Genomic DNA, 26,767 nt, shown 5'->3' on the forward strand with positions numbered 1-26,767 from the left:
GCTACCTTTCTATCAAAGCGACGAGTATTTCTTGCGCAGACGCTGGCGAATCAGCTCGGCCAAGGTGTTCATGATGAAGGTGAACATCAGCAGCACGAGAGCGGCGAGGAACAGCACACGATAGTGGCTGCCGCCAACTTCCGATTCAGGCATTTCCACCGCCACGTTGGCGGCCAGGGTGCGCATGCCTTCGAACAGGTTCAATTCCATCACCGGGGTGTTGCCGGTGGCCATCAGCACGATCATGGTCTCGCCCACCGCACGGCCCATGCCGATCATCAGCGCCGAGAAGATGCCCGGGCTGGCGGTGAGGATGACCACGCGGGTCAGGGTCTGCCACGGCGTCGCACCCAGGGCCAGGGAGCCCAGGGTCAAGCTGCGCGGCACGCTGAACACGGCGTCTTCGGCGATCGAGTAGATGTTCGGGATGACCGCGAAGCCCATGGCGATACCGACCACCAGGGCGTTGCGCTGGTCATAGCGCAGGCCGAGCGTGTGCTCGATCCACAGGCGCATGTCACCACCGAAGAACCAGCTTTCGAGGTACGGGCTGACCGACAGGGCGAACCAGCCGATCACCAGGATCACCGGGATCAGGATTGCCGCTTCCCAGCCATCCGGGATGCGCAGGCGGATCGACTCCGGCAGGCGGCTCCAGCTAAAGCCTGCCAGCAGGATGCCGAGGGGCATGATCAGGAACAGGCTGAACACGCCGGGCAGGTGGCCTTCCAGGTACGGTGCGAGGAACAGGCCGGCGAAGAAGCCGAGGATCACCGTCGGCATCGCTTCCATCAGCTCGATCACCGGCTTGACCTTGCGGCGCATGCCCGGGGCCATGAAGTAGGCGGTGTAGATGGCGGCGGCAATGGCCAGCGGAGCGGCCAGGATCATCGCGTAGAACGCGGCCTTGAGGGTACCGAAGGTCAGCGGCGACAGGCTCAGCTTGGGTTCGAAGTCGGTGTTCGAGGCGGTCGACTGCCAGACGTACTTGGGCTCGTCATAGTTCTCGTACCAGACCTTGCCCCACAGCGCGCTGAAGGAAATTTCCGGGTGCGGGTTGCGCAGGCTCAGCGGCAGCAGCTTGCCGCCTTCTTCGATGATGATGCGGTTGGCACGCGGCGAAAGGGCCAGGATGCCTGCACCTTCGGCAGCCTGCTCGACCAGCAGGGTGCGGTGCGCGGTGCTGTGGAACACGCCGAGCTTGCCGTCGGTATCCAGGGCGATGAAGCCCTTGCGACGCTCTTCGGCATCGATCTGGGCGATCGGCGCCTTGCCCAACTGGAAGGTACGGATCTGCTTGAAGCGCTGCTCGCCATCCGGGTCGCGGGCCATGAACCACTGGGCCAGGCCGCCCTTGGAATCGCCGATGATCAGCGAGATGCCACCCACCAGCTGGGCGGTGGCGGTGATTTCGGTGTCGGCGCTTTCGGCCAGCTTGTAGCGGCCATTGAGGCTCTTGTCGCGCAGGCTGAAGACATCGGCGGTGGCGCGACCGTTGATCACGTACAACCACTGCTGACGCGGGTCGATGAAGATGTTCTTCACCACTTCGGTCATCTGCGGCAATTCGATGCGGTTCTGCTCGGTGCTGGTCTCGCCGGTCAGCATGTTTTCGCTGCGCGACAGCTCGACCACCTGCAGGTGCGCACCCGTGGAGCCGGCCAGCACCAGGGTGTCGCCATTGACGTTGACGCTCACGTGCTCCAGCGCACGGCCTTGGTCGTCGAGCACGAACGGCGCCTGGCCGTACGGGTAGTCGATGGCTGGGGTGATGGTCTTCTTGTTGTCCGGGTAGGTGATCTTGTAGGTGTGGTGGAACACCAGTGCCTGACCATTGGACAGACCGAGCACGACCAGCGGGCTGCCCGGCTGGTCAGCGCCGATCGAAGCGACCTGGGTACCTGCCGGCAATGGCAGGTCGACGCGGCTGAGCGGGTTACCGCTCTTGGTGTCGAAGAAAATGGCCTGACCCTTGTCCGAAACGCGCATGCCGACCAGGTTCTGCTCTTCAAGGGCGATCATCAGTGGCTTGCCGGCATCCTGTTGCAGCCAGGTTGGCTCCAGGGCCTTCTTGCTGGTCAGCTCGGCGCCCTGGAACAGTGGCAGCACCACATAAGCCAGATAAAAGAAGATCAGCGTGATGGCTGCCAATACGGCAAGCCCGCCCACCAGTACATACCAGCGGGTCAGGCGATCCTTGAGGGCGCGCATGCGGCGCTTGCGTTGCAACTCGGGCGTATTGAAGTCAATCCGCACGGGCGGGGAATTTGGGGTCATTGTGGAATTGGCCAGATCATTCATGCGCACACCCTAGCGGTCCCGTATGACAAAAACATGACAGTGAGTTGACGCAAAAAAGCCCGCCGCTCAGGAACCCTGGCACCGGACTGGAAAGTCGTGGAAGAGGCCGGGCATCAGCACCGGCCTCATCCTCAATTACTTACTTCTTTGCAACGTTACCGGCGTGGGACAGGCCCAGGTCAGCCAGTGCCTTGTCGACCACTTTGGCCGGCAGCGGGATGTAACCATCCTTCACCACGATCTGCTGGCCAGCCTGCGACAGGACCAGCTTGACGAACTCGGCTTCCAGCGGGGCCAGCGGCTTGTTCGGCGCCTTGTTGACGTAAACGTACAGGAAGCGCGACAGCGGGTAGGTGCCGTTCAGGGCGTTGGTTTCGTTGTCTTCAACGAACTCGCCGCCTTCTTTCTTGGCCAAGGCCACGGTCTTGACGCTGGCAGTCTTGTAGCCGATGCCCGAATAGCCGATGCCGTTCAGCGAGGAGCTGATCGACTGCACGACCGAAGCCGAGCCAGGCTGTTCGTTGACGCTAGGCTTGAAGTCGCCTTTGCACAGGGCTTCTTCCTTGAAGTAGCCGTAGGTACCCGATACCGAGTTGCGACCGAACAGCTGCACCGGCTTGTTGGCCAGGTCGCCGGTCACGCCCAGGTCGCCCCAGGTCTTGACGTCGGCTTTGGCGCCGCACAGGCGGGTGGACGAGAAAATGGCATCGACCTGAGCCATGGTCAGGCCTTTGATCGGGTTGTCCTTGTGCACGAACACGGCCAGGGCATCGACGGCGACCGGGATGGCGGTCGGCTTGTAGCCGTACTTCTGCTCGAAGGCCTGCAGCTCGACGTCCTTCATCTTGCGGCTCATCGGGCCGAGGTTGGCGGTACCTTCGGTCAGCGCGGGTGGCGCGGTGGAGGAGCCGGCAGCCTGAATCTGGATGTTTACGTTCGGATATTCCTTCTTGTAGGCCTCGGCCCACAGAGTCATGAGGTTCGCGAGGGTGTCGGAACCGACGCTGGAGAGGTTGCCCGAAACACCGGTGGTCTTGGTGTAGGTCGGGATCGCAGGGTCGACAGCGGCTACCGCGTTGGCGGTCGCAACGCCAGCGGCGGCAAAGGTGAGGGCCGCCATCAAACGCTTCAGTTTCATGCCTTGCTCCTAGCAGGAATATTGGGGTGTTGGATGGAACGGGGCCAAGTATCTGCAGGCCGCATGAATACGATATGACTCAATTGTGACAAATGGATGAAAGGCCATCACGAAAAGAGGTCTGGCCTCTTCTCGACTGAAGCCGCGAAGAGGCCAGTTGCCTTGGCGCAGATCAGCGCTTGTTGGCGAGCAGATACAGGCCCACGACCAGACCGACGGCGCACAAGCCAGCCACATAGTAGGCCGGTGCCATCGGGCTGACCTTGAGCAGCGCCGTCACCACCATCGGCGTCAGGCCACCGAAGATGGCGTAGGCGACGTTGTAGGAGAACGACAACCCGCTGAAGCGCACCACCGCCGGGAACGCCTTGACCATCACATACGGCACCGCGCCGATCACCCCCACGCACAGGCCGGTCACCGCATACAGCGGGAACAGCAGCTCAGGGTGGGTCGGCAGGCTGTGGTAGAAAGTCCAGGAGCTGGCCAGCAGCAATAGGCTGCCAATCACGAACACCCGGCCCGCGCCAAAGCGGTCGGCCAGGCTGCCGGCACCGATGCAGCCGAAGCTGAGCAGCACGATCGCCAGGCTGTTGGCCTTGAGCGAATCGGTGGGGCTGACGTGGTAGATGCTCTGCAGCAATGCCGGGGTCATCAGGATCACCACCACGATGCCGGCAGACAGCATCCAGGTCAGCAACATCGACAGGATGATCGGGCCACGGTGGTCGCGCAGCACCGCGCGCAGCGGCAGCTCTTCGGCCAGCGCCTTGCGCTGCTGCATCTCGGCGAACACCGGGGTTTCATGCAGCCAGCGGCGCAGGTACACCGAGAACAGGCCGAACACACCGCCGAGCAGGAACGGGATCCGCCAGGCGTAGTCGGCCACTTCTTCGGCGCTGTAGAGGGTATTGATCAGGGTCGCCACCAGCGAACCAAGCAGGATCCCTGCCGTCAGGCCAGCGGTCAGGGTCCCGCAGGCGTAACCGGTGTTGCGCTCCGGCACGTGCTCGGAGACGAACACCCAGGCGCCCGGTACTTCACCGCCGATCGCCGCGCCCTGGATCACGCGCATCAGCAGCAACAGGATCGGCGCCCACAGGCCGACCTGTGCATAAGTCGGCAGCAGGCCCATGATCAGGGTCGGCAGGGCCATCATGAAGATGCTCAAGGTGAACATCTTCTTGCGCCCAAGCAGGTCGCCGAAGTGGGCCATGACGATGCCTCCCAGCGGCCGCGCCAGGTAGCCAGCGGCGAAGATGCCGAAGGTCTGCATCAGGCGTAGCCATTCGGGCATGTCGGCGGGGAAGAACAGCTTGCCGACCACCGTGGCGAAGAACACGAAGATAATGAAGTCGTAGAACTCCAGGGCTCCGCCCAGGGCGGACAGTGAGAGGGTCTTGTAGTCACTGCGGGTCAGCGGCCGCGAGGGCTGCTCGATACTGCTCGGCACGGAGGTCATCGCTCGTTGTTCTCTTGTAGGTCATGCAGGCCGCTTGGCACGCGGCTTCTGGATTGGGGCGAGGAGCGAAGATAGCAAATTGCCGAGCTGCGCTGAAAGCGATACAAAATCCATACAGATATTCGTGAATGTGCGGTCGTCGCCCGGCGATTGGCTATATATACTGGCCGTTCGTAGGAAAAGGTTGCTTTAACCTTGGGAAGTTGTGCGAAAACGCCGGTCATGATGTCAGACGGTTTCGCAGAGTTTCCCTATGGCCGCCCAGCGAAACGGAATCGGCGTAGTATGTTGTCAGCTGAATCGTTTTCCCGGCCTTGCGCCACACCAACGAAAGCGTCACGGGTCAGAGGCCCCATCGCATGATTGAGCTCGAACAAGAAGATCCTATCCCGCAAGGCGACCTGGCCTTGCAAATCACCGCGCTACCGCGCGAAACCAATGGCTTCGGCGACATCTTCGGCGGCTGGCTGGTCGCGCAGATGGACCTGGCCGGCACCGCCATGGCCAGCCGCGTCGCCGGCGGCCGGGTGGCCACGGTATCCATCGACCGCATGGCATTCCTCGTGCCGGTGGCCGTGGGCGCACAACTGTCGTTCTATACCCAGACCCTGGAAATCGGCCGCAGCTCGATCCGCATGATGGTCGAGGTGTGGAGTGATGATCCGCTGTCCAGCGAATGGCGCAAGGTCACTGAAGCGACCTTCGTGTTCGTCGCCATCGATGGCAGTGGCCGAACCCGCTCGGTGCCTCGTCGCTGAGCCTCGCGAGCGGTAAACTCATTGCACGTCACCGGGTCCAAGGGCCCACAGGCAATCAATGAGACGAGCGCAATGGCTACCTTCAAGGTCGAATCCGAGCAACACGGCGAACTCAACTGCTGGCGCATCAGCAGCGACCGCGCCGAACTACTGATCGCCCAGCAGGGCGCGCAGATCCTCAGCTACCAGCGTGTTGGCGAGCCACCGCTGCTGTGGCTGAGCGACCAGGCCATCTTCCGCCAGGGCAAATCGGTGCGAGCCGGTGTGCCGGTGTGCTGGCCGTGGTTTGGCAACTTGCAGCGCAATCCAGCATCAGTGCAGGCCATGTACCGTGGCGAACAGGCCCCCGCCCATGGCTTGGCGCGCACGCGTGACTGGCAATTGCTGGGCGTCGAAGAAAAAGGCGATGAGTTGCACATCGAATTCCAGCTGCCAGAGGCCCAGGGAGAACTGCCGGGCTGGCCGCATGATGTCGAACTGAAGCTGCAGATCGTGCTCGGCGACACGCTCACCGTGTCCCTGAACAGCCGCAACATGGGCAACAGCCCCGTAACCATCAGCCAGGCCCTGCACAGCTACTTCGCCGTCAGCGACGTCCGCCAGGCGCGGGTCGAAGGGGTCGAGGGGCTGCAGTACATCGAGACCCTGGCCGACTGGCAACAGCGCCAGCAGCAGGGTGAACTGGGCTTTGCCGGGGAAACCGACCGGATCTACCTGGATACGCCGCAGAAGTTGAGCATCGTCGACCCGCACTGGCAGCGGCGGATTACCTTGACCAGCAACGGATCGCGCTCGGCGGTGATCTGGAACCCTTGGACCGAGCGGGCCAAGGAGCTGGCAGACATGGCCGATGACGGCTGGCAGCGGATGCTGTGCATCGAGACGGCGAATGTCTGGGATGATGTGGTGGAACTCAAGCCTGGGGCCAGCCGATCGCTGCAGGTCACAATTGGCAGCGCTGAGATCTGATTCCTGCATCAGCTTCTTCGCGGGCAAGCCCGCGAAGAAGCCGGTACAGGCGATCAGAGGTCGGCGTCTTCCACCACCCTCACCTTCCCCGCATCCAGCGCATAGGCCGCATCGGCCAGGTCATTGCTGACCTTCTCCACCTTCAGCTTGCCGCTGACCCAAAGCGGTGTGTAGATGTCGTCGATCTTCAAACCCTTCGGATACCGCACCAGCACCAGCTGGTTGGGCGGCGGCGGCGGCACGTGGATGCACGCGCCCGGGTAAGGCACGAGGAAGAACAAGGTACTGTTGCCCTTGGCATCGCTTTCCAGCGGCACCGGGTAGCCGCCCAGGCGGATGTCCTTGCCGTTCATGGCGGCCACAGTCTTGGTCGAATACATCACCGCCGGCAGGCCCTTGCTCTGCTTGAGGCCGCCCTTGGCAGTGAAGGTGCCATTGGCTTCCGGTGAGTTGTGGTCGATTTCGGGCATCGCTTCGAGGGCCTTCTGGTCCGACTTGGGCATCAGCTCCAGCCAGTCGGTTTCGGGCAGTTCGGCATGGGCCAGGGTGCTGGCCAGAAGCAACGGAATGAGAAAAAAGGCACGCATGAAAATGCTCGGCAACTCGGGATGAATTGCCGGGCATTCTAACCAGTATTCAGCGTTTCTTGATGAACCCGTAGATCACCAGAAGGATGATCGCACCCAACAGTGCACCGATGAATCCTGCAGCCTGGCCCGCCTGGTAGATCCCCAGTGCCTGGCCGCCATAGGTGGCAAGCAGGGAGCCGGCGATACCCAGCAGAATGGTCATGATCCAGCCCATGCTGTCGTCGCCCGGCTTGAGGAAGCGGGCCAGCAAGCCAACGATGAGGCCGATGAAGATGGTTCCAATGATGCCCATGGCAATCCCTCTGAAGTGAAGATGGAACAAGCCAAAGCCTAGACAGCGCTTTGGCTTGTTGCCATTTTCAGAGGGCAGACCCCGAGCAGAAGTTCGATCAGTTGCTGATCAGCGCTTCTACTTCGGCAATCTTGGCCTTCAGGCCGACCATGTCCTGGCAGCGCAGGGTGGCGTGGCCGACCTTGCGCCCGGCCTTGAAGGCCTTGCCGTAGTGGTGCAGGTGGCAGCCGTCGATGGCCACGACCTTGTCCACCGCTGGCACTTCACCGATGAAGTTGAGCATGGCGCTCTCACCGACCTTGGCAGTCGAGCCCAGCGGTAGGCCGGCCACGGCGCGCAGGTGGTTCTCGAACTGGCTGCACTCGGCGCCTTCGATGGTCCAGTGCCCGGAGTTGTGCACACGCGGGGCGATCTCGTTGGCCTTCAGGCCACCGTCGACCTCGAAGAATTCGAAGGCCATCACGCCGACATAGTCCAGTTGCTTGAGCACACGGCTGACATAGTCTTCGGCCAGGCCCTGCAACGGGTGCGCTTGGCTGGCCACCGAGAGTTTCAGGATGCCGCTCTCATGGGTGTTGTGCACCAATGGGTAGAAGCGGGTTTCGCCATCGCGGGCACGCACGGCCACCAGCGATACTTCGCCAGTGAACGGCACGAAGCCTTCCAGCAGGCATGGCACGCTGCCCAGTTCGGCGAAGGTGCCCACCACGTCTTCAGGCGTACGCAAAACTTTCTGGCCCTTGCCGTCGTAGCCCAGGGTGCGGGTCTTCAGCACAGCCGGCAGGCCGATGCTGGCGACCGCCGCGTCGAGGTCTGCCTGCGAGAGAATGTCGGCGAAGGCTGGGGTCGGGATGCCCAGGTCGCGGAACATGCTCTTCTCGAACAGGCGGTCGCGGGCGATACGCAGGGCTTCGGCACTCGGGTAGACCGGGACGAACTGCGACAGGAAAGCCACGGTCTCGGCCGGGACGCTTTCGAATTCGAAGGTCACCAGGTCGACTTCGTCGGCCAGCTGGCGCAGGTGGTCCTGGTCGCCATAGTCAGCACGCAGGTGCTCGCCCAGCGCGGCGGCACAGGCGTCTGGCGCCGGGTCGAGGAAGGCGAAGTTCATGCCCAGCGGGGTGCCCGCCAGGGCCAGCATGCGGCCCAGTTGGCCGCCACCGATTACACCGATCTTCATGGGTTCAGCCTCAAGCCTGACGCGGGTCTGGATTGTCCAGCACGGTGTCGGTCTGCTCCGTGCGGAACTGCTTGAGCGCCGCGTGGTACTGCGGGTGCTTGGCGCCGAGGATGCTTGCCGACAGCAGCGCGGCGTTGACAGCGCCAGCACGGCCAATGGCCAGGGTGGCAACCGGCACACCGGCAGGCATCTGCACGATCGACAGCAGCGAGTCGACGCCCGACAGCATCGACGACTGCACCGGCACACCCAGCACCGGCAGGTGGGTCTTGGCGGCACACATGCCTGGCAGGTGGGCAGCGCCACCGGCACCGGCAATGATCACCTCGATGCCACGCCCTTCGGCCTCTTCGGCGTACTGGAACAGCAAGTCCGGGGTGCGGTGGGCGGAAACCACCTTCACTTCGTAGGGAATGCCGAGTTTTTCCAGCATATCGGCGGTGTGGCTAAGGGTGGACCAATCGGACTTGGAGCCCATGATCACGCCAACCAGTGCACTCATCGTCGAGCCTCTCCTGCAAGCGCCTTCTGGCGCGCTAAAAGCAACAAGCCACGCAGGTGGACCGGCGTGGCTTGTCATACGGATTCTGAATCGACCGGGTCGGCCGAAGGCGCGGGATTGTAGCGTATTTCTGGGCTGGCCGCCCACCCCCATAAGCACATGTCGGATCAAAGGGCAAGCTGTCTCGCGGGACAAGTTTTTCCACCCTGATACGCCAGTGCAAGTCCTTCCAAATTCCGAGCTTTCCGATTCCATCCGAGCATCGCGCAGACACTGCAAACGAAAAGGACTCAACCATGCCGTACATCAGGCGACTTGCCACATTACTGACGCTGTCGTGCACCCTGCACTTGCCGGCTGCGTTGGCCAGAGAGCCCCTTAACATCCACGTTTATCTGCACGATGAGCTGTCTTCCATCAGCGAGCAAGCAATGCACAACGACTACTTCAAGCATTGGGAAGACGAGATGCACGCATTTGCCACGCATCCCATCGAGGTAATCTTCCACCGCAACATCGCAGGTATCACCGACATCAACTACGCAGCCAGCAACAGTGCCTGGGCCACACTTGACGCCTTCCATCATGCAGTGGCTGACAAAACATTCAGCCATTACCCACGGGGTATCAATAAATCGCTTCTGGTCACCGAAAATGAATACGAAGCGTTGGACAGTGGCAAGGTTATCCAAGGCTTGGCGATGCTTGGCGGCAGCTTTGCAATCGCCTCACGCACCACCTACGCCAACCCTGCACATGAGATCGGCCATATGCTCGGGGCAACCCATGAGGATGCTGAAAAGCAGATAAAAATCTGGCCCCTCAAATGCGAAACCTACGTTTACCCCGAACGAGCCAGGGACCGGGCGAATTGCTACCGCTACAGCGACGCCAACCGCGAAAACATCAAGGCGCACCTGCTGAGCCATTCACGCTAACGCTATCAAGCCTCGCCTTGCGCTGCAGCCGATTCCAGCTTGCGCCACAACAGGCGCACGTTGGCCTTGCGCACCAGTGCGCAACGATACAGCCGGATTTCCAGTGGCACGTGCCACTGGTTCCCGCCGCAGATCGCCAGCTCCCCGCGTTCCAGCTCACCACGCATGGACAGACGGGGCACCCAGGCGACGCCCATACCTTCCAGCGCCATGCTCTTGAGACTGTCAGCCATGGCAGTTTCGTAAACGGTGGTGTAGCGCAGGTTGCGTTGACGTAGCAGCAGGTTCACCGAGCGCCCCAGGAAGGCACCAGCACTGTAGGCCAACAACGGCACGCTGCTGTCGGCTTCAAGGTCGAACAGCGGCTTGCCCTCGGCATCCACTGCGCACACCGGAAGCATTTCAGTGGTGCCCATGTGCAGCGACGGGAAGATCTCGGCATCCATCTGCAGGGCAGCGTCGGGGTCATAGAACGCCAGCATCAGGTCACACCCCCCTTCCCTTAATGCATGCACCGCGTCTCCGACGTTAGTCGCAACCAGGCGGGTGGCGATGTTCAAACCATCGTTGCGCAACTGCGCCACCCAGCGCGGGAAAAAGCCCGATGCCAGGGAGTGCGCGGCAGACACCTGGATCACCTCACCCTGACCACCTTCGAGGTGATGCAAATGGCGGAGAACTTCGCTCAACTGGTCGACAACGGTACGCGCAGTGACGAGAAACAGCTGCCCGGCCTCAGTCAGCTCTATCGGCGTGCGGGAACGATTCACCAAGGTCAGCCCGAGCGCCGCTTCCAGGCTGCGTATACGCCGACTAAAGGCCGGCTGAGTAACGAAGCGTCGCTCGGCCGCCTGGGAAAAACTGCGGGTGGAGGCCAGGGCACTGAAGTCCTCCAGCCACTTGCTTTCGAGGTTCATGAAGCAGATCTCCCGGCGTGCACCAAAATGGAACACGCTCGAATGTCAATTGGCGTCACATGAAACACTATGCCGTTTGTGCATAGGTTAGCGTGCAACAGCATTGGCCGCAAAATCTCGTTCAGGCCTAGGATTGGCGCCATTCCGGCATGTGCCGGGTCAAAATCGAGATGATATCCATCATGTCCTCCGCTGCATCGTTCCGCGTCGAAAAAGATCTGCTTGGTACCCTTGAAGTCCCTGCCGATGCCTACTACGGCATCCAGACCCTGCGCGCTGCCAACAACTTCCATCTCTCCGGTGTTCCGCTGTCGCACTACCCGAAGCTGGTCGTGGCCTTGGCCATGGTCAAGCAGGCTGCTGCCGACGCCAACCGTGAGCTGGGTCACCTGAGCGATGCCAAGCACGCTGCCATCAGTGCAGCCTGCGCCCGCCTGATCAAAGGCGATTACCACGACCAGTTCGTGGTGGACATGATCCAGGGTGGTGCCGGTACTTCCACCAACATGAACGCGAACGAAGTCATCGCCAACGTCGCGCTGGAGGCCATGGGCCACCAGAAGGGTGAGTACCAGTACCTGCACCCGAACAACGACGTGAACATGGCGCAGTCGACCAACGACGCCTACCCGACCGCTATCCGCCTGGGCCTGCTGCTGGGCCACGACGCCCTGCTGGCCAGCCTCGACAGCCTGATCCAGGCCTTCGCTGCCAAAGGCAAGGAATTCGACCACGTACTGAAGATGGGCCGTACCCAGCTGCAGGACGCCGTGCCGATGACCCTGGGCCAGGAATTCCGCGCCTTCGCCACCACCATGACCGAAGACCTGCAGCGCCTGCGCTCGCTGGCTCCGGAACTGCTGACCGAAATCAACCTGGGCGGTACCGCTATCGGTACCGGCATCAACGCCGACCCGGGCTACCAGGCCCTGGCCGTTCAGCGCCTGGCGACCATCAGCGGCCAGCCGCTGGTACCGGCTGCCGACCTGATCGAAGCCACTTCCGACATGGGCGCCTTCGTGCTGTTCTCCGGCATGCTCAAGCGTACCGCGGTCAAGCTGTCGAAGATCTGCAACGACCTGCGCCTGCTGTCCAGCGGCCCACGCACTGGCATCAACGAGATCAACCTGCCAGCGCGTCAGCCAGGTAGCTCGATCATGCCAGGCAAGGTCAACCCGGTTATCCCGGAAGCCGTCAACCAAGTGGCCTTCGCCATCATGGGCAACGACCTGGCCCTGACCGTCGCCGCCGAAGGTGGCCAGCTGCAGTTGAACGTGATGGAGCCGCTGATCGCCTACAAGATCTTCGACTCGATCCGCCTGCTCCAGCGCGCCATGGACATGCTGCGCGAGCACTGCATTGTCGGTATCACCGCCAACGAACAGCGCTGCCGTGAACTGGTCGAGCACTCGATCGGCCTGGTCACCGCCCTGAACCCGTACATCGGCTACGAAAACGCCACCCGTATCGCCCGCGTTGCCCTGGAAACCGGCCGCGGCGTACTGGAACTGGTGCGTGAAGAGAAGCTGCTGGACGACGCGATGCTCGACGACATCCTGCGTCCGGAAAACATGATCGCTCCACGTCTGGTTCCGCTGAAGGCGTAACTCAGGCCGCTGCAAACAGTCTCACCAGGTCGAGGGACTAGACACCTCTCAACCTTTCAAAGGCCCGAGCGCACGCTTCGGGCCTTTTTTTTTCGCCTCATGAATGCCGCGCCAGTCATGCCGTGCCGGTATAGGCACACAACTTGCTCCATAATGCCTCCCAGGCCCACGGGATGACCGAGCATGCTGCACAGCCACCTGACCACCCTCAACGCGGTTTCGCTGATCCTCAACCTGTTCCAGGAAGAAGGCTGCGAGGCGACGACGTTGCTCGCCGGCAGCGGCATAGGCCCGGCCGACCTTGGCCATAGCGATGCACGCATCACCACCCAGCAAGAGTTGCAGGTATGCGCCAATGCCGTGGCCCGGCGCGAGGAGATCGGCCTGGAACTGGGCCGGCGCATGCATGTGTCGTGCTACGGCATGCTCGGTTACGCCCTGCTCTCCAGTGCCACTTTGGGTGACGCTCTGCGCCTGGCGCTGCACTATCCGGCACTGCTGGGAACAGTCTTCAAGCTGCGCCTGGTCGACGATGGCCAGCGCGTCTGGTTCAGCGCCAGCGAATACCATGACAGCCCTGCCCTCGCCGCCTTCAATGCCGAGTTCTGCCTGGTGTCGCTGAAAGTGATCTGCGATGACCTGCTCGGCCGCACGCTGCCGCTGCTCGGCGCCCGTTTCGAGCACACCCGGCCCGGCTACCACAACCTCTACACCGGCGCCTTCCAGTGCCCACTGGCTTTCGACGCCGAGGACAACGCCTTTGCCTTCGAACGGCGCTGGCTGGACATGCCATTGCCGCTGGCCGACCCAATCACCCACAAGGCCATGAGCGAGCGCTGCCGGCGGTTGAACCTGGAGTTCACCGGGCGCCAGGCCTGGCTTGGGCGGATCCGCCAGCTCTTGCTGCAACAACTGGATGCGGCCCCGGGCCTGGAGGGGCTGGCGCGGCAGATGAACTGTTCCTCGCGCACCTTGCGCCGGCATCTGCAGGCACTGGGCTGCAGTTATCAACAACTGCTCGATGAACTGCGCTTCGATCGCGCCAAGCAGTTGCTGGCCGATGAGCAGATGCCGATCTACCAGATTGCCGAGACCCTGGGGTTCAGCGAGACCGCGAGTTTCCGCCATGCATTCCAGCGTTGGAGCGGTGTCGCACCCAGCCACTTCCGCGGCTGACCTGCAGTGGCCAACGAGCTTGGCCACATCGATCCCCTTTTGGCCGTTTGCGTCGTTCTCCGCCACCGGGTCTCCCGTTAAAAATGGGCCCACGCCAGTAACCCGGAGAACAACAAATGCTGACGATCTATTCCGATGATCACCGCCTGCACCATGGCCGCTGCGAGCTGATCGACGGCAAGCTGATGCCTTGCTTCGAAATGCCCTCCCGCGCCGACCACGTTCTTGAACAAGTGAAAAAGCGCAACCTGGGCGACGTCCAGGGCCCAACCGATTTCGGCCGTGCGCCGCTGCAGCGCATCCACAGCGCCGACTATCTCGACTTCTTCCAAGGTGCCTGGGCACGCTGGGCCGCGCTCGGTCACGACGGCGACCTGCTGCCCTTCACCTGGCCGGCGCGCACCCTGCGCCAGGTCAAGCCAACCGGCCTGCATGGCGAACTGGGCTACTACAGTTTCGACGCCGGCGCGCCGATCACCGCGGGCACCTGGCAGGCTGCCTACAGCGCTGCGCAGGTCGCCCTGACCGCCCAGGCTGCCATCCAGCAAGGCGCTCACTCGGCCTTCGCCCTGTGCCGCCCACCAGGGCACCACGCCGCCGCAGAGGTCATGGGTGGCTATTGCTACCTGAACAACGCCGCGATCGCCGCCCAGGCCTTCCTCGACCAGGGCCGCGCCAAGGTGGCCATCCTCGACGTCGACTACCACCACGGCAACGGCACCCAGGACATCTTCTACCAGCGCAACGATGTGTTCTTCGCCTCGATCCATGGCGATCCACAAGATGAATTCCCGTTCTTCCTCGGCTATGCCGACGAAACCGGTGAAGGCGCAGGCGTTGGCTGCAACATCAACTACCCGCTGCCCGCCGGCAGTGACTGGGCGGCCTGGAGCGCTGCACTGGAAGACGCCTGCCAACGCATTGCTGCCTATGATGCCGACGTGCTGGTGGTCTCCCTGGGCGTAGACACCTTCAAGGACGATCCGATCTCGCAGTTCAAGCTGGACAGTCCGGACTATCTGGAAATGGGCAAGCGCATTGCCCAGCTCGGCAAGCCCACCCTGTTCGTGATGGAGGGTGGCTACGCTGTGGAAGAAATCGGTATCAACGCAGTCAATGTGCTGGAAGGCTTCCAGCGCGCCCAGCCAGGAGCCTGATCATGGTCCGACTCAAGCGTCTGCTCGCCCCGTTCATCGCTGCCACCCTGTTCACCGGTGCCCTGCACGCTCAAGCCGAGCAGCGCACCCTGCGTGTGTTTAACTGGTTCGATTACATCACCCCGCAGACCTTGAGCGACTTCCAGAAGGACAGTGGCACCAAGCTGATCTACGACATCTTCGACACCAATGAAGCGCTCGAGGCCAAGCTGCTCACCGGCAACTCCGGCTACGACGTGGTCGTACCGTCCAACGTGTTCCTCGCCAAGCAGATCGAAGCCGGGGTATTCCAGCCGCTGGACCGCAGCAAGCTGCCCAACTGGCAACACCTGGACCCGGCGCTGATGAAGCTGATCGAAGCCAACGACCCGGGCAACAAGTTCGCCGTGCCGTACATGTATGGCACCATCCTGATCGGCTTCAACCCGGACAAGGTCAAGGCCGTGCTCGGTGACCAGGCCCCGGTCGACAGCTGGGACCTGATCTTCAAGGAAGAGAACATCGCCAAGCTGAAACAGTGTGGCGTCGCGCTGCTCGACTCGCCGTCGGAGATCTTGCCGCTGGCCCTGCAGTACCTGGGCTTGCCACCCAACAGTGACAAGCCGGACGACTACAAGAAGGCCGAAGCGCTGTTGCTGAAGATCCGCCCGTCTATCACCTACTTCCATTCCTCGAAGTACATGGCCGACATCGCCAACGGTGATATCTGCGTGGCGGTGGGCTACAGCGGCAGCTTCTCGCAAGCCGCCAACCGCGCGAAGGAAGCGAAGAATGGTGTGGTGGTGGACATGCGCCTGCCCAAGGAAGGTGCACCGATCTGGTTCGACATGCTGGCAATCCCGAAGAATGCGGCGAACCCGGAGGATGCCCACGCGTTCATCAACTACCTGCTGCGGCCTGAGGTGATCGCGCCGATCAGTGATTTTGTCGGCTATCCGAACCCGAACAAGGATGCCACCGACAAGGTCAGCCCGGCGATTCGCAACAACCCGAACCTGTACCCGACGGCCGAGGCAATGGCCAAGCTGTACACCCTGAAACCGTTGACGCGTGAGGCCGAACGGGCGCGGACTCGGGCCTGGACGCGGATCAAATCCGGAACCTGATGTACAGCAGGGGCTGCTTTGCAGCCCCATTCACTTTCTCCAGGCTTTGCGCAAACGCATCAAGGATTCGGCAATCTCCCCTTCAGGCACCGCCGCAAACCCCAGCACCAGCCCTGCCCGCTTATCCACAGGCACCTCGCTCTCTTCCAGCCAGTAACTGCTCAACGGGTTCACCTCCACACCCACCGCCTCAGCCGTTGCCACCAACGCCTGCTCCCGCGCAACGTTATCCACATCCACCTTCACATGCAGCCCGGCCGCCACCTCAGGCATCGCACCAAGCCCGGGCACATCCACCGGCCATCCGGCCTTGAGCACATTGCGCCGGCTCAGCGCCGCCTTGCGCATGCGTCGGATGTGCCGCTGGAAATGCCCTTGAGCCATGAATTCGGCCATCACGCACTGGGTGCCCACCTCGGAATGCCGCACCGCCAGTGCCCGGCCCTGGCTGAACGCCTGCACCAGCCGTGGCGGCAGCACCAGATAGCCCAGGCGCAAAGCCGGGAAGGCGATCTTGCCGAAAGTGCCGACATACAACACCCGCCCCTGGCGGTCGAGCGCTGCCAGCGGGGTCAAGGGCGCGCCGCTGTAGCGGTACTCGCCGTCGTAGTCATCCTCGATGATCCAGCCATCGTTGCGCTCGGCCCAGGCCAGCAAGGCCAGGCGCCGGGGCAGGCTCATGGTCACGCCGGTCGGGTACTGGTGCGCCGGGGTGACATAAGCTAGCCGACAACCCGCCAGCTGCTCCAGGCGCTGGCAATCCAGGCCATCCTCGTCCACCGGCACACCGGTCACCTTGGCGCCGGCCACGGCGAAGGTATGCCCGGCGGCTCGATATCCCGGGTTTTCCACAGCCACGCCGTCGCCCGGTTGCAACAGCAACTGTGCACAAAGGCTGATGGCCTGTTGCGCACCACTGGTGATCACAATTTGTTCAGCCGCACAGGAGAGGCCGCGCGAACGGCGCAAGTAGGCGGCTATCAGCTCGCGAAGTATCGGTTCACCTGCGGGGTCGCCATAACCCAGCTTCGCCGGGGACGGATTACGCCAGAAACCCGCCTGCAGCTTGGCCCACACGTCAAACGGGAACAAATCGAACGCCGGAATTCCGACGCGAAATGCCCTGGGCGCGCCGCTTTTTGGCGGTGGAAGGTGGTTATTTTTCAGCCGCTCCAACGGCTCACTGGAAAGCTGGTTGCTGGATAAATCTTCAGTATCACTGAGGCAAAATGTGGATAAGTCTGTTGGTAACCCTAGGGATAACCCTGTGGATAGTTGTGTGGATAGTTTTGGCAGGCGATTTACATAAGTGCCATCCCCTACCCGGCTTTCGATGTAGCCCTCGGCATACAACTGGTCATAGGCACGTACCACGCTGTTGCGCGACAGCGCCAGCACCCTCGCCAGGTCACGCGTGGCCGGCAACCGGGTACCGCTGCTCAGGCGGCCATCCAGCACCCGTGCACGCAAGGCCTGGTAAAGCTGATGGCTGAGCCCGCGGCGGCGATCGAGAACGATACCGGCAGGATCGAAAGGCAATACAAGGGGACGTTCACTCATGGCATTGGACCTATCAAAACAGCAATTAATGGCTCTTACGCAGAACCAATAGCCTGCCTAGGATGGAGCCATTCGACAAGGACCCGCGCATGTACAACAGCAAACCCCATCAGGAACATGACCTTGAGCGCTTGCACCAGCACATGCGCGACACCCGCCTGGCGGTGTTGGTCAGCCACGGCGAACAGGGCCTGCTGGCCACGCACCTGCCAGTGTTGCTCGACACCGACGAGGGCGGCTTCGGCACCGTCTACGCCCACCTGGCGCGAGCTAACCGCCAGTGGCAGGACCTGGAGCAAGGCGCCGAAGCACTACTGGTGTTCCCAGGTGCCGACGCCTACGTAAGCCCCAGCTATTACCCGAGCAAGGCCGAAAACCCCAAGGTGGTGCCGACCTGGAACTACCTTGCCGTGCATGCTTACGGCACTGCCGAAGTGATCCACGAAGCCGCGCCGCTGCTGCAGATTGTCAGCCGCCTGACCGACCGTCACGAACAGGGCCGCAGCGCACCCTGGAAAGTCGCCGACGCCCCCACCGACTACCTCGATGGCATGCTCCGCGCCATCGTCGGCATTCGCCTGCCGATTGCCCGCCTGCAAGGCGCGCGCAAACTCAGCCAGAACCGCTCGGCCGAGGATATCGCCGGCGTGCGCGAAGGCCTGGGTGCCAGCCCGGATTACCAGGACAATCAACTTGCGGCGCACATGCGCCAACTCTGAAGGAAAAGCCCATGCCCATCGTTACCCTGCGTCCCGTCAGCGCTCAAGACCACGCCGTCTGGCTCGCCCTGTGGCAAGCCTACCTGCGCTTCTACCAGACCGAACTGACCGAAGCGGTAAGCCTCAGCACCTGGCAACGGCTGCTCGACCCGAACGAACCGACCCATTCGACCCTGGCCTGGGTCGATGGCAAGGCCGTGGGCATGGTCAACTTCATCTACCATCGTTCCAACTGGAGCATCGAGAACGCCTGCTATCTGCAGGACCTCTACGTCGACAGCAGCCAGCGCGGCCTGGGCATCGGCCGCCAGCTGATCGAGCACGTGTACGCCACGGCCAAGGCCGCTGGCTGCATCAAGGTGCACTGGCTGACCCATGAAACCAATGCCACCGCCATCAGCCTGTACGAACAGGTTGCCGAGCGCCCGGGCTTCATCCAATTCCGCAAAGGGTTGTAGGCCACATGACTGACGCACTGAACTGGAAACCCGCCGCAGCGCCCAAGGCCGAGCCCATCGACGGCCGCTTCATCCGCCTGGAGAAACTCGACCCGGCGCGTCACGGCGACGACCTCTGGGCCGCCCTGCAAGGGCCCGATTCCGACCCGCAGCTGTGGGCCTACCTGCCCTACGGCCCGTTCACCGAGCGTGCTGCCTTCGACCGCTGGCTGCAAGGTAATGCCGCCGGCCACGACCCGCTGTATTACACCGTGATCGACCGGGCCAGCGGCCAGGCCCAGGGCGTGCTCAGCCTGATGTCGATCGTGCCCGACCATGGTCGTATCGAGATCGGCCACGTCGCCTTCGGCGCCCCCATGCAGCGCACGCCCAAGAGCACCGAGGCCGTCTACTTGCTGGGCAAATTGAGCTTCGAGCTGGGCAACCGGAGGCTGGAGTGGAAGTGCAACAACGCCAACGCCCGCTCCAAGCGTGCAGCGGAGCGGTTCGGCTTCGTTTTCGAAGGGGTGTTCCGCAAGCACCTGGTGGTGAAGGACCACAACCGCGATACGGCGTGGTACTCGATTACCGATGATGAGTGGCCGCAGGTGGCAGCGGGGTTTGAGCGGTGGTTGAGTGAGGCGAACCAACAGCCGGAGGGCCAGGTAGAGACTCTGGAGGCCTGCCGCAAAAGCTGAGAGATTTATCGAGGCAGCCGGCCTCTTCGCGGGCAAGCCCGCTCCCACAGGTACTGCGCTGCTCTCAAGCTGTGCGCGGTACCAGTGGGAGCGGGCTTGCCCGCGAAAGGGCCGGTAAATCCAGCACAAAAAAAGGGGAGCACCCGCTCCCCAGAGGTAAACCGCTTGTAGATGAAGGCTTATCTCAACCTTCGATCTCGATCAGGATCTCGCCCGGCGTCACGCGATCGCCCTTGGCCACGTGGATGGCCACGACCTTGCCGGCGATGGCCGCCTGCACTTCGGTCTCCATCTTCATCGCCTCGGTGATCAGCACGGCCTGGCCGGCCTTGACCACGTCGCCTTCCTTGACCAGCACATCGACGATGTTGCCGGGCATGGTGGTGCTGACATGGCCCGGTGCACTGGCCTGCTTGCGCTTGCTGCCGCCACCGCCGACAAACTCGTTGAGTGGCTCGAACACCACTTCTTCCGGCATGCCGTCGATCGACAGGTAGAAGTGACGCTTGCCTTCGGCCTTGACGCCGACACCGGTGATGTCGACACGGTAGGTTTCGCCGTGCACGTCGATGACGAACTCGGTCGGTACACCCTCGCCACTGTGGGAGGCCACTGCACCGGCTTCAGGAATCGGCAGCAGGGCTTCTGGGGTCAGGGTGCCGGCTTCACGTTCCTCGAGGAACTTGCGGCCAATGTCCGGGAACATGGCGAAGGTCAGCACGTCTTCTTCGCAACGGGCCAGGGCACCGATGTCGCCACGCAGCTTGGCCATCTCTGGTTTGAGCAGGTCGGCCGGGCGTACGTCGATCACTTCTTCGTTACCGATCGCCTGGCGGCGCAACTGCTCGTTGATCACGCCCGGCGCCTTGCCGTAACCGCCTTGCAGGTACAGCTTCACCTCGTTGGTGATGGTCTTGTAGCGCTCACCGGCCAGCACGTTGAAGAACGCCTGGGTACCGACGATCTGCGAGGTAGGCGTCACCAGCGGCGGGAAGCCGAGGTCTTCACGTACACGCGGGATTTCTGCCAGCACTTCGTTCATGCGGCTCAGCGCGCCCTGCTCCTTGAGCTGGTTGGCCAGGTTGGAAATCATCCCGCCCGGGACCTGGTTGACCTGCACGCGGGTGTCCACGGCGGTGAACTCGCTCTCGAACTGGTGGTACTTCTTGCGCACGGCGTAGAAGTACAAGCCGATTTCCTGCAGCAGTTCCAGGTCCAGGCCGGTATCAAACTCGCTGCCCTTGAGCGCGGCGACCATCGACTCGGTACCTGGGTGGCTGGTACCCCAGGCGAAGCTGGAGATCGCGGTGTCGATGTGGTCGGCACCGTTTTCCACGGCCTTGAGCTGGCACATGGCGGCCAGGCCGGCGGTGTCGTGAGAATGGATGAACACCGGCAGCGACTGCTCGGCCTTCAGCGCCCGCACCAGCTCACCGGTAGCGAACGGCGTCAGCAGGCCGGCCATGTCCTTGATCGCAACCGAGTCGCATCCCATGGCTTCCATTTGCTTGGCCTGGGCGACGAAGGCGTCGATGGTGTGCACGGGGCTGACGGTGTAGGCGATGGTGCCTTGGGCGTGCTTGCCGGCAGCCTTCACCGCTTCGATGGCGACACGCAGGTTACGCACGTCGTTCATGGCGTCGAAGATGCGGAACACGTCGATGCCGTTGACCGCAGCCTTGGCGACGAAGGCCTTGACCACGTCGTCGCTGTAGTGGCGGTAGCCCAGCAGGTTCTGGCCGCGCAGCAGCATTTGCAGACGGGTGTTGGGCAGCGCCGCACGCAGTTTGCGCAGGCGCTCCCACGGGTCTTCCTTGAGGAAGCGCACGCAGGCGTCGAAGGTGGCGCCACCCCAGACTTCCAGCGACCAGTAGCCGACCTTGTCGAGCTTTTCGCAGATCGGCAGCATGTCTTCGGTACGCATGCGGGTAGCCAGCAGGGACTGGTGGGCGTCGCGCAGGATCGTGTCGGTTACGTGAATTTTCTTGGACATTATGGGTTCCTCACAGGCCTGCGTGGGCGGCGATGGCGGCGGCGATGGCCAGGGCCAGCTCTTCGGGTTTGCGCTTGATCGAGTAGTTGGTCAGTTCCGGGTGGCTTTCGACGAAGCTGGTATTGAACTGGCCGCTACGGAATTCCGGATTGCGCAGGATTTCCTGGTAGTACGCGGCCGTGGTCTTCACCCCTTGCACGCGCATGTCATCCAGGGCCCGCAGGCCGCGGTCCATGGCTTCTTCCCAGGTCAACGCCCAGACCACCAGCTTCAGGCACATGGAGTCGTAGAACGGCGGAATGGTGTAGCCGGTGTAGATCGCCGTGTCGGTACGCACGCCCGGGCCGCCGGGGGCGTAGTAACGGGTGATCTTGCCGAAGCTGGGCAGGAAGTTGTTCTTCGGGTCTTCGGCGTTGATACGGAACTGCAACGCGTAGCCACGGTGCTGGATGTCTTCCTGTTTCACCGACAGCGGCAGGCCCGACGCGATGCGGATCTGCTCGCGGACGATGTCGATACCGGTGATTTCCTCGGTGATGGTGTGTTCCACCTGCACCCGGGTGTTCATCTCCATGAAGTACACCTCGCCATCGGCGAGCAGGAACTCCACGGTACCGGCGTTCTCGTAGTTCACCGCCTTGGCCGCACGCACCGCCAGGTCGCCGATGTAGGCGCGCTGCTCCGGGGTAAGCTGTGGGCTCGGGGCAATTTCGATGAGCTTCTGGTTGCGGCGCTGGATCGAGCAGTCACGCTCGAACAGGTGCACGACGTTGCCGAAGCTGTCACCGAGGATCTGCGCCTCGATGTGCTTGGGGTTGACGATGCACTTTTCCAGGAACACTTCAGCCGAGCCGAAGGCTTTGGTGGCTTCGGAGATTACCCGTGGGAAGTTCTGTTCCAGCTCTTCACGGCTGTTGCAGCGGCGGATACCCCGGCCGCCACCACCGGAAGTGGCCTTGAGCATCACCGGATAACCGATACGCTCGCCTTCGCTCAGGGCTTCATGAATATCGGCGACGTTGCCTTCGGTACCGGGAGTGACCGGCACACCGGCCTGGATCATGGTGCGACGCGCTTCGGTCTTGTCGCCCATGCGGCGGATGACGTCGGCGGCCGGGCCGATGAACTTGATCCCGCGTTCGGCGCAGATCTCTGCCAGTTCGGCGTTTTCCGAAAGGAAACCGTAACCCGGGTGCAGGGCATCACAGCCGGTTTCCACAGCAAGGTTGACCAGCTTGCGCGGGTTCAGGTAACCGGCCAGTGGCTCGGCACCAATGCTGTGGGCCTCGTCGGCGCGCTTGACGTGCAAGGCGTGACGGTCGGCATCGGAATAGATCGCGACAGAGCGAATGCCCATTTCGGCGCAGGCACGCACGATCCGAACTGCGATTTCACCCCGGTTGGCGATCAGGATTTTTTTTATCACTGGATTCTTCCCAAAGCCCGTAGGAACAGACGATCCGGTTGTACCGGTCGGCGCGTGACCAGAGGTTGCTGGCCAGTCGCACATTCACCCTAGCGCTGAAGGTCGATAAACAAAAATCAATATTTGTTAGGGGCTGTATTAGCAAAAGCTTATAGTTCGGTAACAAGGTATTGCCGAAGAGCCGATAAAAATGCGTAAGTCCTTGATGCGTATGACATTACGTCAATTGCAGATCTTCAACGAGGTGTGCGATTTGCGCTCGTACAGCCGTGCGGCCGAGGAGATGGCACTGACGCAACCCGCCGTTAGTCTACAGATCCGCCAGCTCGAAGAGCTGGTCGGCCAGCCGCTGTTCGAGTACGTCGGCAAGAAGCTCTACCTGACCGAAGCCGCCGAAGCACTGCAACGGGCCAGCCGCGACATCTTCGGGCGCCTGGAAAGCCTCGACATGCAGCTGTCGGACATGCAGGGCTCACTGCAGGGGCAACTGAAACTGGCGATCGAGTCCAGCGCCAAGTACTTCGTGCCACACCTGTTCGCCGCCTTCAAGCAGCGTCACCCGGAGGTCAACCTGACCCTCACGGTGGTCAACCGCGCCCAGGCAATCCGCCGGCTTTCCGATAACCGCGACGACCTGATCATCATGTCGATGGTGCCGCAGGACATGGGCCTGGAGTTTCTGCCGTTTCTCAACAACCCGATCATTGCCGTGGCCCCACCGGAACACCCGCTGTGCAAGCTCGAACAACTGCGCCTGCAGGACCTGGAGCCTCATACCCTGCTGGTCCGCGAGCAGGGTTCAGGCACGCGCAAGGCCTGCGAGGAGTACTTCAAGGACAAGCGCGTGCACTTTACCCAGACGCTGGAGGTCGCTTCGGCCGATGCCCAGCGCGAATGCGTGATCGCCGGCCTGGGCATTGCCCTGCTGACCCGCCATGCCGTCAATCTGGAGCTGGCCACGGGTGTTCTCAGGGAGCTGCCGGTGGAAGAGTTACCGCTGTACCGCAGCTGGTGCGTAGTGCAGGCCAAAGCCAAGCGGCAATCGCCGGTGGCCTTGGCCTTTTTGGCGTTCATCCGCAGCGAACGTGCGCTGATCAGCGCACTGGTTGAGCGATTTTCGGGGAAGATGCCGACGAGGCCTGCCACACCGTGAGCGCCTGCAGCTCAGGATAGTCGACGAGCTCGCGGAGCAGTTGACGTTGGTCGCAATAGCTCTCGATCGCGCGGCGGTACTCCATGCGGCGCTGATCCTTTTCCTGCTGCTTGCGAGCCTTGGCGCTGGGTTGGTACGTACCGTCGAAGTCACGAGCCATTGCCTGTCTCCCAGATAGGATGCGGGAGTTTCAGACTGGCCTTGAGGGTTTACGGTTTGGCTGTGGATTGGTGACAAAACCGTGAAATTTGACCGCCTGAAGCGACCTCAGTCGTCGGTAGCCTTGATCGACTTGGGCGACAAACGCAGGCTACGCAAGCTGCGTTTCACGCTCTTGAGGTGATTGACCAGGCTCGGCCCACGGGCCATGGCCACGCCCATGGCCAGCACGTCGATCACCACCAGGTGAGCAATACGCGAGGTCAGTGGGGTGTAGATCTCGGTGTCTTCATGCACGTCGATTGCCAGGTTGACCGTCGACAGCTCCGCCAGTGGCGTCGCGCTTGGGCACAAGGTGATCAGGTTGGCGCCGCTTTCGCGCACCAGGTTGGCGGTGATCAGCAGGTCCTTGGAACGCCCCGACTGGGAAATGCACACAGCCACGTCACCCGGCTTCAACGTCACCGCCGACATGGCCTGCATGTGCGGGTCGGAGTAGGCTGCGGCGCTGAGCAGCAGGCGGAAGAACTTGTGCTGGGCGTCGGCGGCTACCGCGCCGGATGCACCAAAGCCATAGAACTCTACGCGTTGCGCCTGAGCCATGGCGCTCACGGCCTGCTGCAGGGCCTGCGGGTCCAGGTGCTCACGCACTTCCATCAGCGTGTGCAGGGTAGTATCGAAAATCTTCAGGCTGTAGTCGGCAACCGAGTCGTCTTCATGAATCGCGAACTGGCCGAAACTGGCGCCAGCCGCCAGACTCTGCGCCAGCTTGAGCTTGAGATCCTGAAAACCCGAACAACCGATCGCCCGGCAGAATCGCACAATGGTCGGCTCGCTGATGCCCACGCTGTGCGCCAGGTCGGCCATGGAGCTGTGCATCACGGCAGCCGGGTCGAGCAGCACGTGGTCGGCCACTTTGAGTTCCGATTTGCGCAGCAGGTGGCGCGATTGGGCGATATGTTGCAACAGATTCACGGGCTGGACTCGGTTATGATCGGCTGGCCGGGATGTAGCTTTCTTGTAGTTATACTACATGGACGCCAACCCGCCCAGTTAAACGAACGTGGAGAGTGGTGGTTTGACTATTCCTTGCGACATTCTGGTGTTCGGTGGCACCGGTGATCTGGCCCTGCACAAACTGCTGCCAGCGCTCTATCACCTGTATCGCGAGGCGCGCCTGAACAACGCGGTGCGCATCATTGCCCTCGCCCGCCGCCACATAAGCCGTAACGAATACCTCAAGCTCGCCGAGCGCCATTGCCGGGCGCAGATCGCCCGCCACGACTTCGACGAAGATGTGTGGCAACGCTTTTCCGCACGCCTCGACTACTTCCCCATGGATGCTGCGCAAAGCGCCGATTTCGGCCGCCTGGCCCGCTACCTCGGCGAGCCTGGAGGGCTGACCCGCATCTACTACCTGGCCACTGCGCCCAACCTCTTCGTACCCATCGCCAACCACCTGCGGATTGCCGGGCTGGCCGACAGCGAAGCGCGCATCGTGCTGGAGAAACCGATCGGCCACTCGCTGGCATCCGCCACCGCCATCAACGAAGCGATCGGCGCGGTGTTCGACGAAACGCAGGTGTTTCGCATCGACCACTACCTGGGCAAGGAAACCGTGCAGAACCTGATGGCCCTGCGCTTCGCCAATGCCCTGCTGGAGCCGGTGTGGCGCAACGGCCAGGTCGACCATGTACAGATCAGTGTCTGCGAAACCCTGGGCGTGGAAAACCGCGGTGGCTACTACGACCGCGCCGGAGCGACCCGCGACATGCTGCAGAATCACCTGCTGCAGCTGCTGTGCCTGGTGGCCATGGAGCCACCTGCGCAGTTCGAAGCCGAAGCCGTGCGCGACGAGAAAGTGAAGATCCTGCGCGCCCTCAAGCCCATTACCGGCCAGGATGTGCAGGACAAGACCGTGCGTGGCCAGTACGGTGCCGGCCACATCGGCGGCCAGGAAGTACCGGCCTACTATTTCGAGAAAGATGTCGACAACGACACCGACACCGAAACGTTCGTCGCCGTGCACGCCCACATCGACAACTGGCGCTGGGCCGGCGTGCCCTTCTACCTGCGGACCGGCAAGCGCATGGCGCGGCGCTCGTCGCAGATCGTCATCCAGTTCAAACCCGTGCCCCACGAGCTGTTCAGTGGCGGCCAGGTCAACCAGCTGCTGATCCAGCTGCAGCCGGAGGAACGCATCAGCCTGCGCATGATGACCAAGAGCCCCGGCAAGGGCATGCGCCTGGAGCCGGTCGACCTGGACCTGAACCTTGCCCAGGTATTTGGCCAGACCCGCCGTTGGGACGCCTACGAGCGCCTGCTGCTGGACATCCTGGAAGGCGATTCGACGCTGTTCATGCGCCGCGACGAAGTGGAGGCCGCCTGGGCCTGGATCGACCCGATCATCAAGGGTTGGGAAGAGCACTTCCAGGCGCCCCGCCACTATGCTGCTGGCAACAACGGCCCGGAACAGGCCAACAGCCTGCTGGCCAGGCATGGCAGGCACTGGCATGGCTGAGTGATCTT

25 protein-coding genes are annotated in these 26,767 nt (G+C 62.4%); 12 read left to right on the forward strand and 13 right to left on the reverse strand.

From position 1 onward, the window contains the following. Positions 1 to 12 precede the first annotated feature (12 nt). From ABE528_RS05075 to ABE528_RS05085, 3 genes are all read right to left on the reverse strand, one after another. Positions 13 to 2,301, reverse strand: a complete 2,289-nt coding sequence (locus ABE528_RS05075; RefSeq protein WP_346652368.1) for an ABC transporter permease subunit — start codon at positions 2,299 to 2,301, stop codon at positions 13 to 15. Positions 2,302 to 2,440: 139 nt separating this feature from the next. Beyond that, complete coding sequence (locus ABE528_RS05080; RefSeq protein ID WP_152957331.1) at positions 2,441 to 3,439, reverse strand: phosphate ABC transporter substrate-binding protein PstS; 999 nt, start codon at positions 3,437 to 3,439, stop codon at positions 2,441 to 2,443. Positions 3,440 to 3,611: 172 nt separating this feature from the next. Next, complete coding sequence (locus tag ABE528_RS05085) at positions 3,612 to 4,901, reverse strand: MFS transporter (protein ID WP_346652369.1); 1,290 nt, start codon at positions 4,899 to 4,901, stop codon at positions 3,612 to 3,614. A gap of 359 nt (positions 4,902 to 5,260) precedes the next feature. Here ABE528_RS05085 and ABE528_RS05090 point away from each other — a divergent pair, with 359 nt between their 5' ends. Together ABE528_RS05090 and ABE528_RS05095 are read left to right on the forward strand one after the other, a co-directional pair. Continuing rightward, positions 5,261 to 5,659, forward strand: coding sequence for an acyl-CoA thioesterase (locus ABE528_RS05090; protein WP_027917060.1), 399 nt, complete (start codon positions 5,261 to 5,263; stop codon positions 5,657 to 5,659). A gap of 72 nt (positions 5,660 to 5,731) precedes the next feature. After that, positions 5,732 to 6,628: a D-hexose-6-phosphate mutarotase gene (locus ABE528_RS05095; protein ID WP_346652370.1), complete on the forward strand. Its 897-nt coding sequence runs from the start codon at positions 5,732 to 5,734 to the stop codon at positions 6,626 to 6,628. A 53-nt stretch (positions 6,629 to 6,681) separates the two neighbouring features. On the opposite strand, the gene ABE528_RS05100 is transcribed toward ABE528_RS05095, so the two are convergent. The 4 genes from ABE528_RS05100 to purE form a co-directional block, all read right to left on the reverse strand. Further along, complete coding sequence (locus ABE528_RS05100; RefSeq protein ID WP_178120105.1) at positions 6,682 to 7,215, reverse strand: DUF3299 domain-containing protein; 534 nt, start codon at positions 7,213 to 7,215, stop codon at positions 6,682 to 6,684. Positions 7,216 to 7,264: 49 nt separating this feature from the next. Beyond that, positions 7,265 to 7,510, reverse strand: a complete 246-nt coding sequence (locus ABE528_RS05105; protein WP_152957335.1) for a GlsB/YeaQ/YmgE family stress response membrane protein — start codon at positions 7,508 to 7,510, stop codon at positions 7,265 to 7,267. A 97-nt stretch (positions 7,511 to 7,607) separates the two neighbouring features. Then, positions 7,608 to 8,690, reverse strand: a complete 1,083-nt coding sequence (locus ABE528_RS05110) for a 5-(carboxyamino)imidazole ribonucleotide synthase (protein ID WP_346652371.1) — start codon at positions 8,688 to 8,690, stop codon at positions 7,608 to 7,610. A gap of 10 nt (positions 8,691 to 8,700) precedes the next feature. Continuing rightward, complete coding sequence (gene purE / locus ABE528_RS05115) at positions 8,701 to 9,192, reverse strand: 5-(carboxyamino)imidazole ribonucleotide mutase (RefSeq protein WP_152957337.1); 492 nt, start codon at positions 9,190 to 9,192, stop codon at positions 8,701 to 8,703. Positions 9,193 to 9,488: 296 nt separating this feature from the next. On the opposite strand from purE, the gene ABE528_RS05120 reads away from it, so the two are divergent. Then, on the forward strand, positions 9,489 to 10,130 hold the full coding sequence (locus ABE528_RS05120) for a hypothetical protein (protein WP_346652372.1): 642 nt from the start codon (positions 9,489 to 9,491) through the stop codon (positions 10,128 to 10,130). A gap of 5 nt (positions 10,131 to 10,135) precedes the next feature. Here the strand turns inward: ABE528_RS05120 and ABE528_RS05125 are convergent, their stop codons facing one another. After that, entirely contained in the window at positions 10,136 to 11,047 is a 912-nt protein-coding gene (locus ABE528_RS05125) for a LysR substrate-binding domain-containing protein (RefSeq protein WP_152957339.1), read from the reverse strand. Positions 11,048 to 11,229: 182 nt separating this feature from the next. Here ABE528_RS05125 and aspA point away from each other — a divergent pair, with 182 nt between their 5' ends. From aspA to ABE528_RS05145, 4 genes are all read left to right on the forward strand, one after another. Beyond that, positions 11,230 to 12,654: an aspartate ammonia-lyase gene (gene aspA / locus ABE528_RS05130; protein ID WP_027917067.1), complete on the forward strand. Its 1,425-nt coding sequence runs from the start codon at positions 11,230 to 11,232 to the stop codon at positions 12,652 to 12,654. Positions 12,655 to 12,837: 183 nt separating this feature from the next. Then, the gene (locus tag ABE528_RS05135) at positions 12,838 to 13,830 is read left to right on the forward strand and encodes an AraC family transcriptional regulator (RefSeq protein ID WP_152957340.1); all 993 of its coding nucleotides are present in this window, start codon (positions 12,838 to 12,840) and stop codon (positions 13,828 to 13,830) included. 116 nt (positions 13,831 to 13,946) lie between these two features. Beyond that, positions 13,947 to 14,987 (forward strand): histone deacetylase family protein, encoded by a 1,041-nt coding sequence (locus tag ABE528_RS05140; RefSeq protein ID WP_346652373.1) that lies wholly within the window; start codon positions 13,947 to 13,949, stop codon positions 14,985 to 14,987. A gap of 2 nt (positions 14,988 to 14,989) precedes the next feature. Continuing rightward, positions 14,990 to 16,093: a polyamine ABC transporter substrate-binding protein gene (locus ABE528_RS05145; RefSeq protein WP_152957342.1), complete on the forward strand. Its 1,104-nt coding sequence runs from the start codon at positions 14,990 to 14,992 to the stop codon at positions 16,091 to 16,093. A gap of 30 nt (positions 16,094 to 16,123) precedes the next feature. On the opposite strand, the gene ABE528_RS05150 is transcribed toward ABE528_RS05145, so the two are convergent. Continuing rightward, entirely contained in the window at positions 16,124 to 17,653 is a 1,530-nt protein-coding gene (locus tag ABE528_RS05150) for a PLP-dependent aminotransferase family protein (protein ID WP_346652374.1), read from the reverse strand. Positions 17,654 to 17,742: 89 nt separating this feature from the next. Here ABE528_RS05150 and ABE528_RS05155 point away from each other — a divergent pair, with 89 nt between their 5' ends. From ABE528_RS05155 to ABE528_RS05165, 3 genes are read left to right on the forward strand one after another with little or no spacing between them, the layout of a single operon-like run. Beyond that, a complete protein-coding gene (locus ABE528_RS05155; protein ID WP_152957344.1) occupies positions 17,743 to 18,372 on the forward strand; it encodes an FMN-binding negative transcriptional regulator in 630 nt (209 codons plus the stop codon). 11 nt (positions 18,373 to 18,383) lie between these two features. Beyond that, complete coding sequence (locus tag ABE528_RS05160) at positions 18,384 to 18,830, forward strand: GNAT family N-acetyltransferase (RefSeq protein WP_346652375.1); 447 nt, start codon at positions 18,384 to 18,386, stop codon at positions 18,828 to 18,830. 5 nt (positions 18,831 to 18,835) lie between these two features. Then, on the forward strand, positions 18,836 to 19,507 hold the full coding sequence (locus ABE528_RS05165) for a GNAT family protein (RefSeq protein WP_152957346.1): 672 nt from the start codon (positions 18,836 to 18,838) through the stop codon (positions 19,505 to 19,507). A gap of 184 nt (positions 19,508 to 19,691) precedes the next feature. On the opposite strand, the gene oadA is transcribed toward ABE528_RS05165, so the two are convergent. Both oadA and ABE528_RS05175 read right to left on the reverse strand, forming a co-directional pair. Next, positions 19,692 to 21,500, reverse strand: a complete 1,809-nt coding sequence (gene oadA / locus ABE528_RS05170) for a sodium-extruding oxaloacetate decarboxylase subunit alpha (protein ID WP_152957347.1) — start codon at positions 21,498 to 21,500, stop codon at positions 19,692 to 19,694. Positions 21,501 to 21,510: 10 nt separating this feature from the next. After that, the gene (locus tag ABE528_RS05175) at positions 21,511 to 22,926 is read right to left on the reverse strand and encodes an acetyl-CoA carboxylase biotin carboxylase subunit (protein WP_346652376.1); all 1,416 of its coding nucleotides are present in this window, start codon (positions 22,924 to 22,926) and stop codon (positions 21,511 to 21,513) included. A gap of 205 nt (positions 22,927 to 23,131) precedes the next feature. Between ABE528_RS05175 and ABE528_RS05180 the strand changes: the two genes are divergently transcribed. Next, on the forward strand, positions 23,132 to 24,079 hold the full coding sequence (locus tag ABE528_RS05180) for a LysR family transcriptional regulator (protein WP_346652433.1): 948 nt from the start codon (positions 23,132 to 23,134) through the stop codon (positions 24,077 to 24,079). Here the strand turns inward: ABE528_RS05180 and ABE528_RS05185 are convergent. Then, positions 24,021 to 24,239 carry a hypothetical protein gene (locus ABE528_RS05185; RefSeq protein ID WP_346652377.1) on the reverse strand — a complete coding sequence of 73 codons (219 nt, stop codon included), beginning with the start codon at positions 24,237 to 24,239 and terminating at the stop codon, positions 24,021 to 24,023. The genes ABE528_RS05180 and ABE528_RS05185 overlap by 59 nt on opposite strands. A 107-nt stretch (positions 24,240 to 24,346) precedes the next feature. Then, entirely contained in the window at positions 24,347 to 25,213 is an 867-nt protein-coding gene (gene hexR / locus ABE528_RS05190; RefSeq protein ID WP_027917078.1) for a transcriptional regulator HexR, read from the reverse strand. Positions 25,214 to 25,316: 103 nt separating this feature from the next. Here hexR and zwf point away from each other — a divergent pair, with 103 nt between their 5' ends. Next, on the forward strand, positions 25,317 to 26,759 hold the full coding sequence (zwf, locus tag ABE528_RS05195) for a glucose-6-phosphate dehydrogenase (RefSeq protein WP_152957310.1): 1,443 nt from the start codon (positions 25,317 to 25,319) through the stop codon (positions 26,757 to 26,759). Positions 26,760 to 26,767: the final 8 nt, after the last annotated feature.

This window comes from Pseudomonas sp. TWI628, from assembly GCF_039673865.1.
GTDB lineage: Bacteria > Pseudomonadota > Gammaproteobacteria > Pseudomonadales > Pseudomonadaceae > Aquipseudomonas.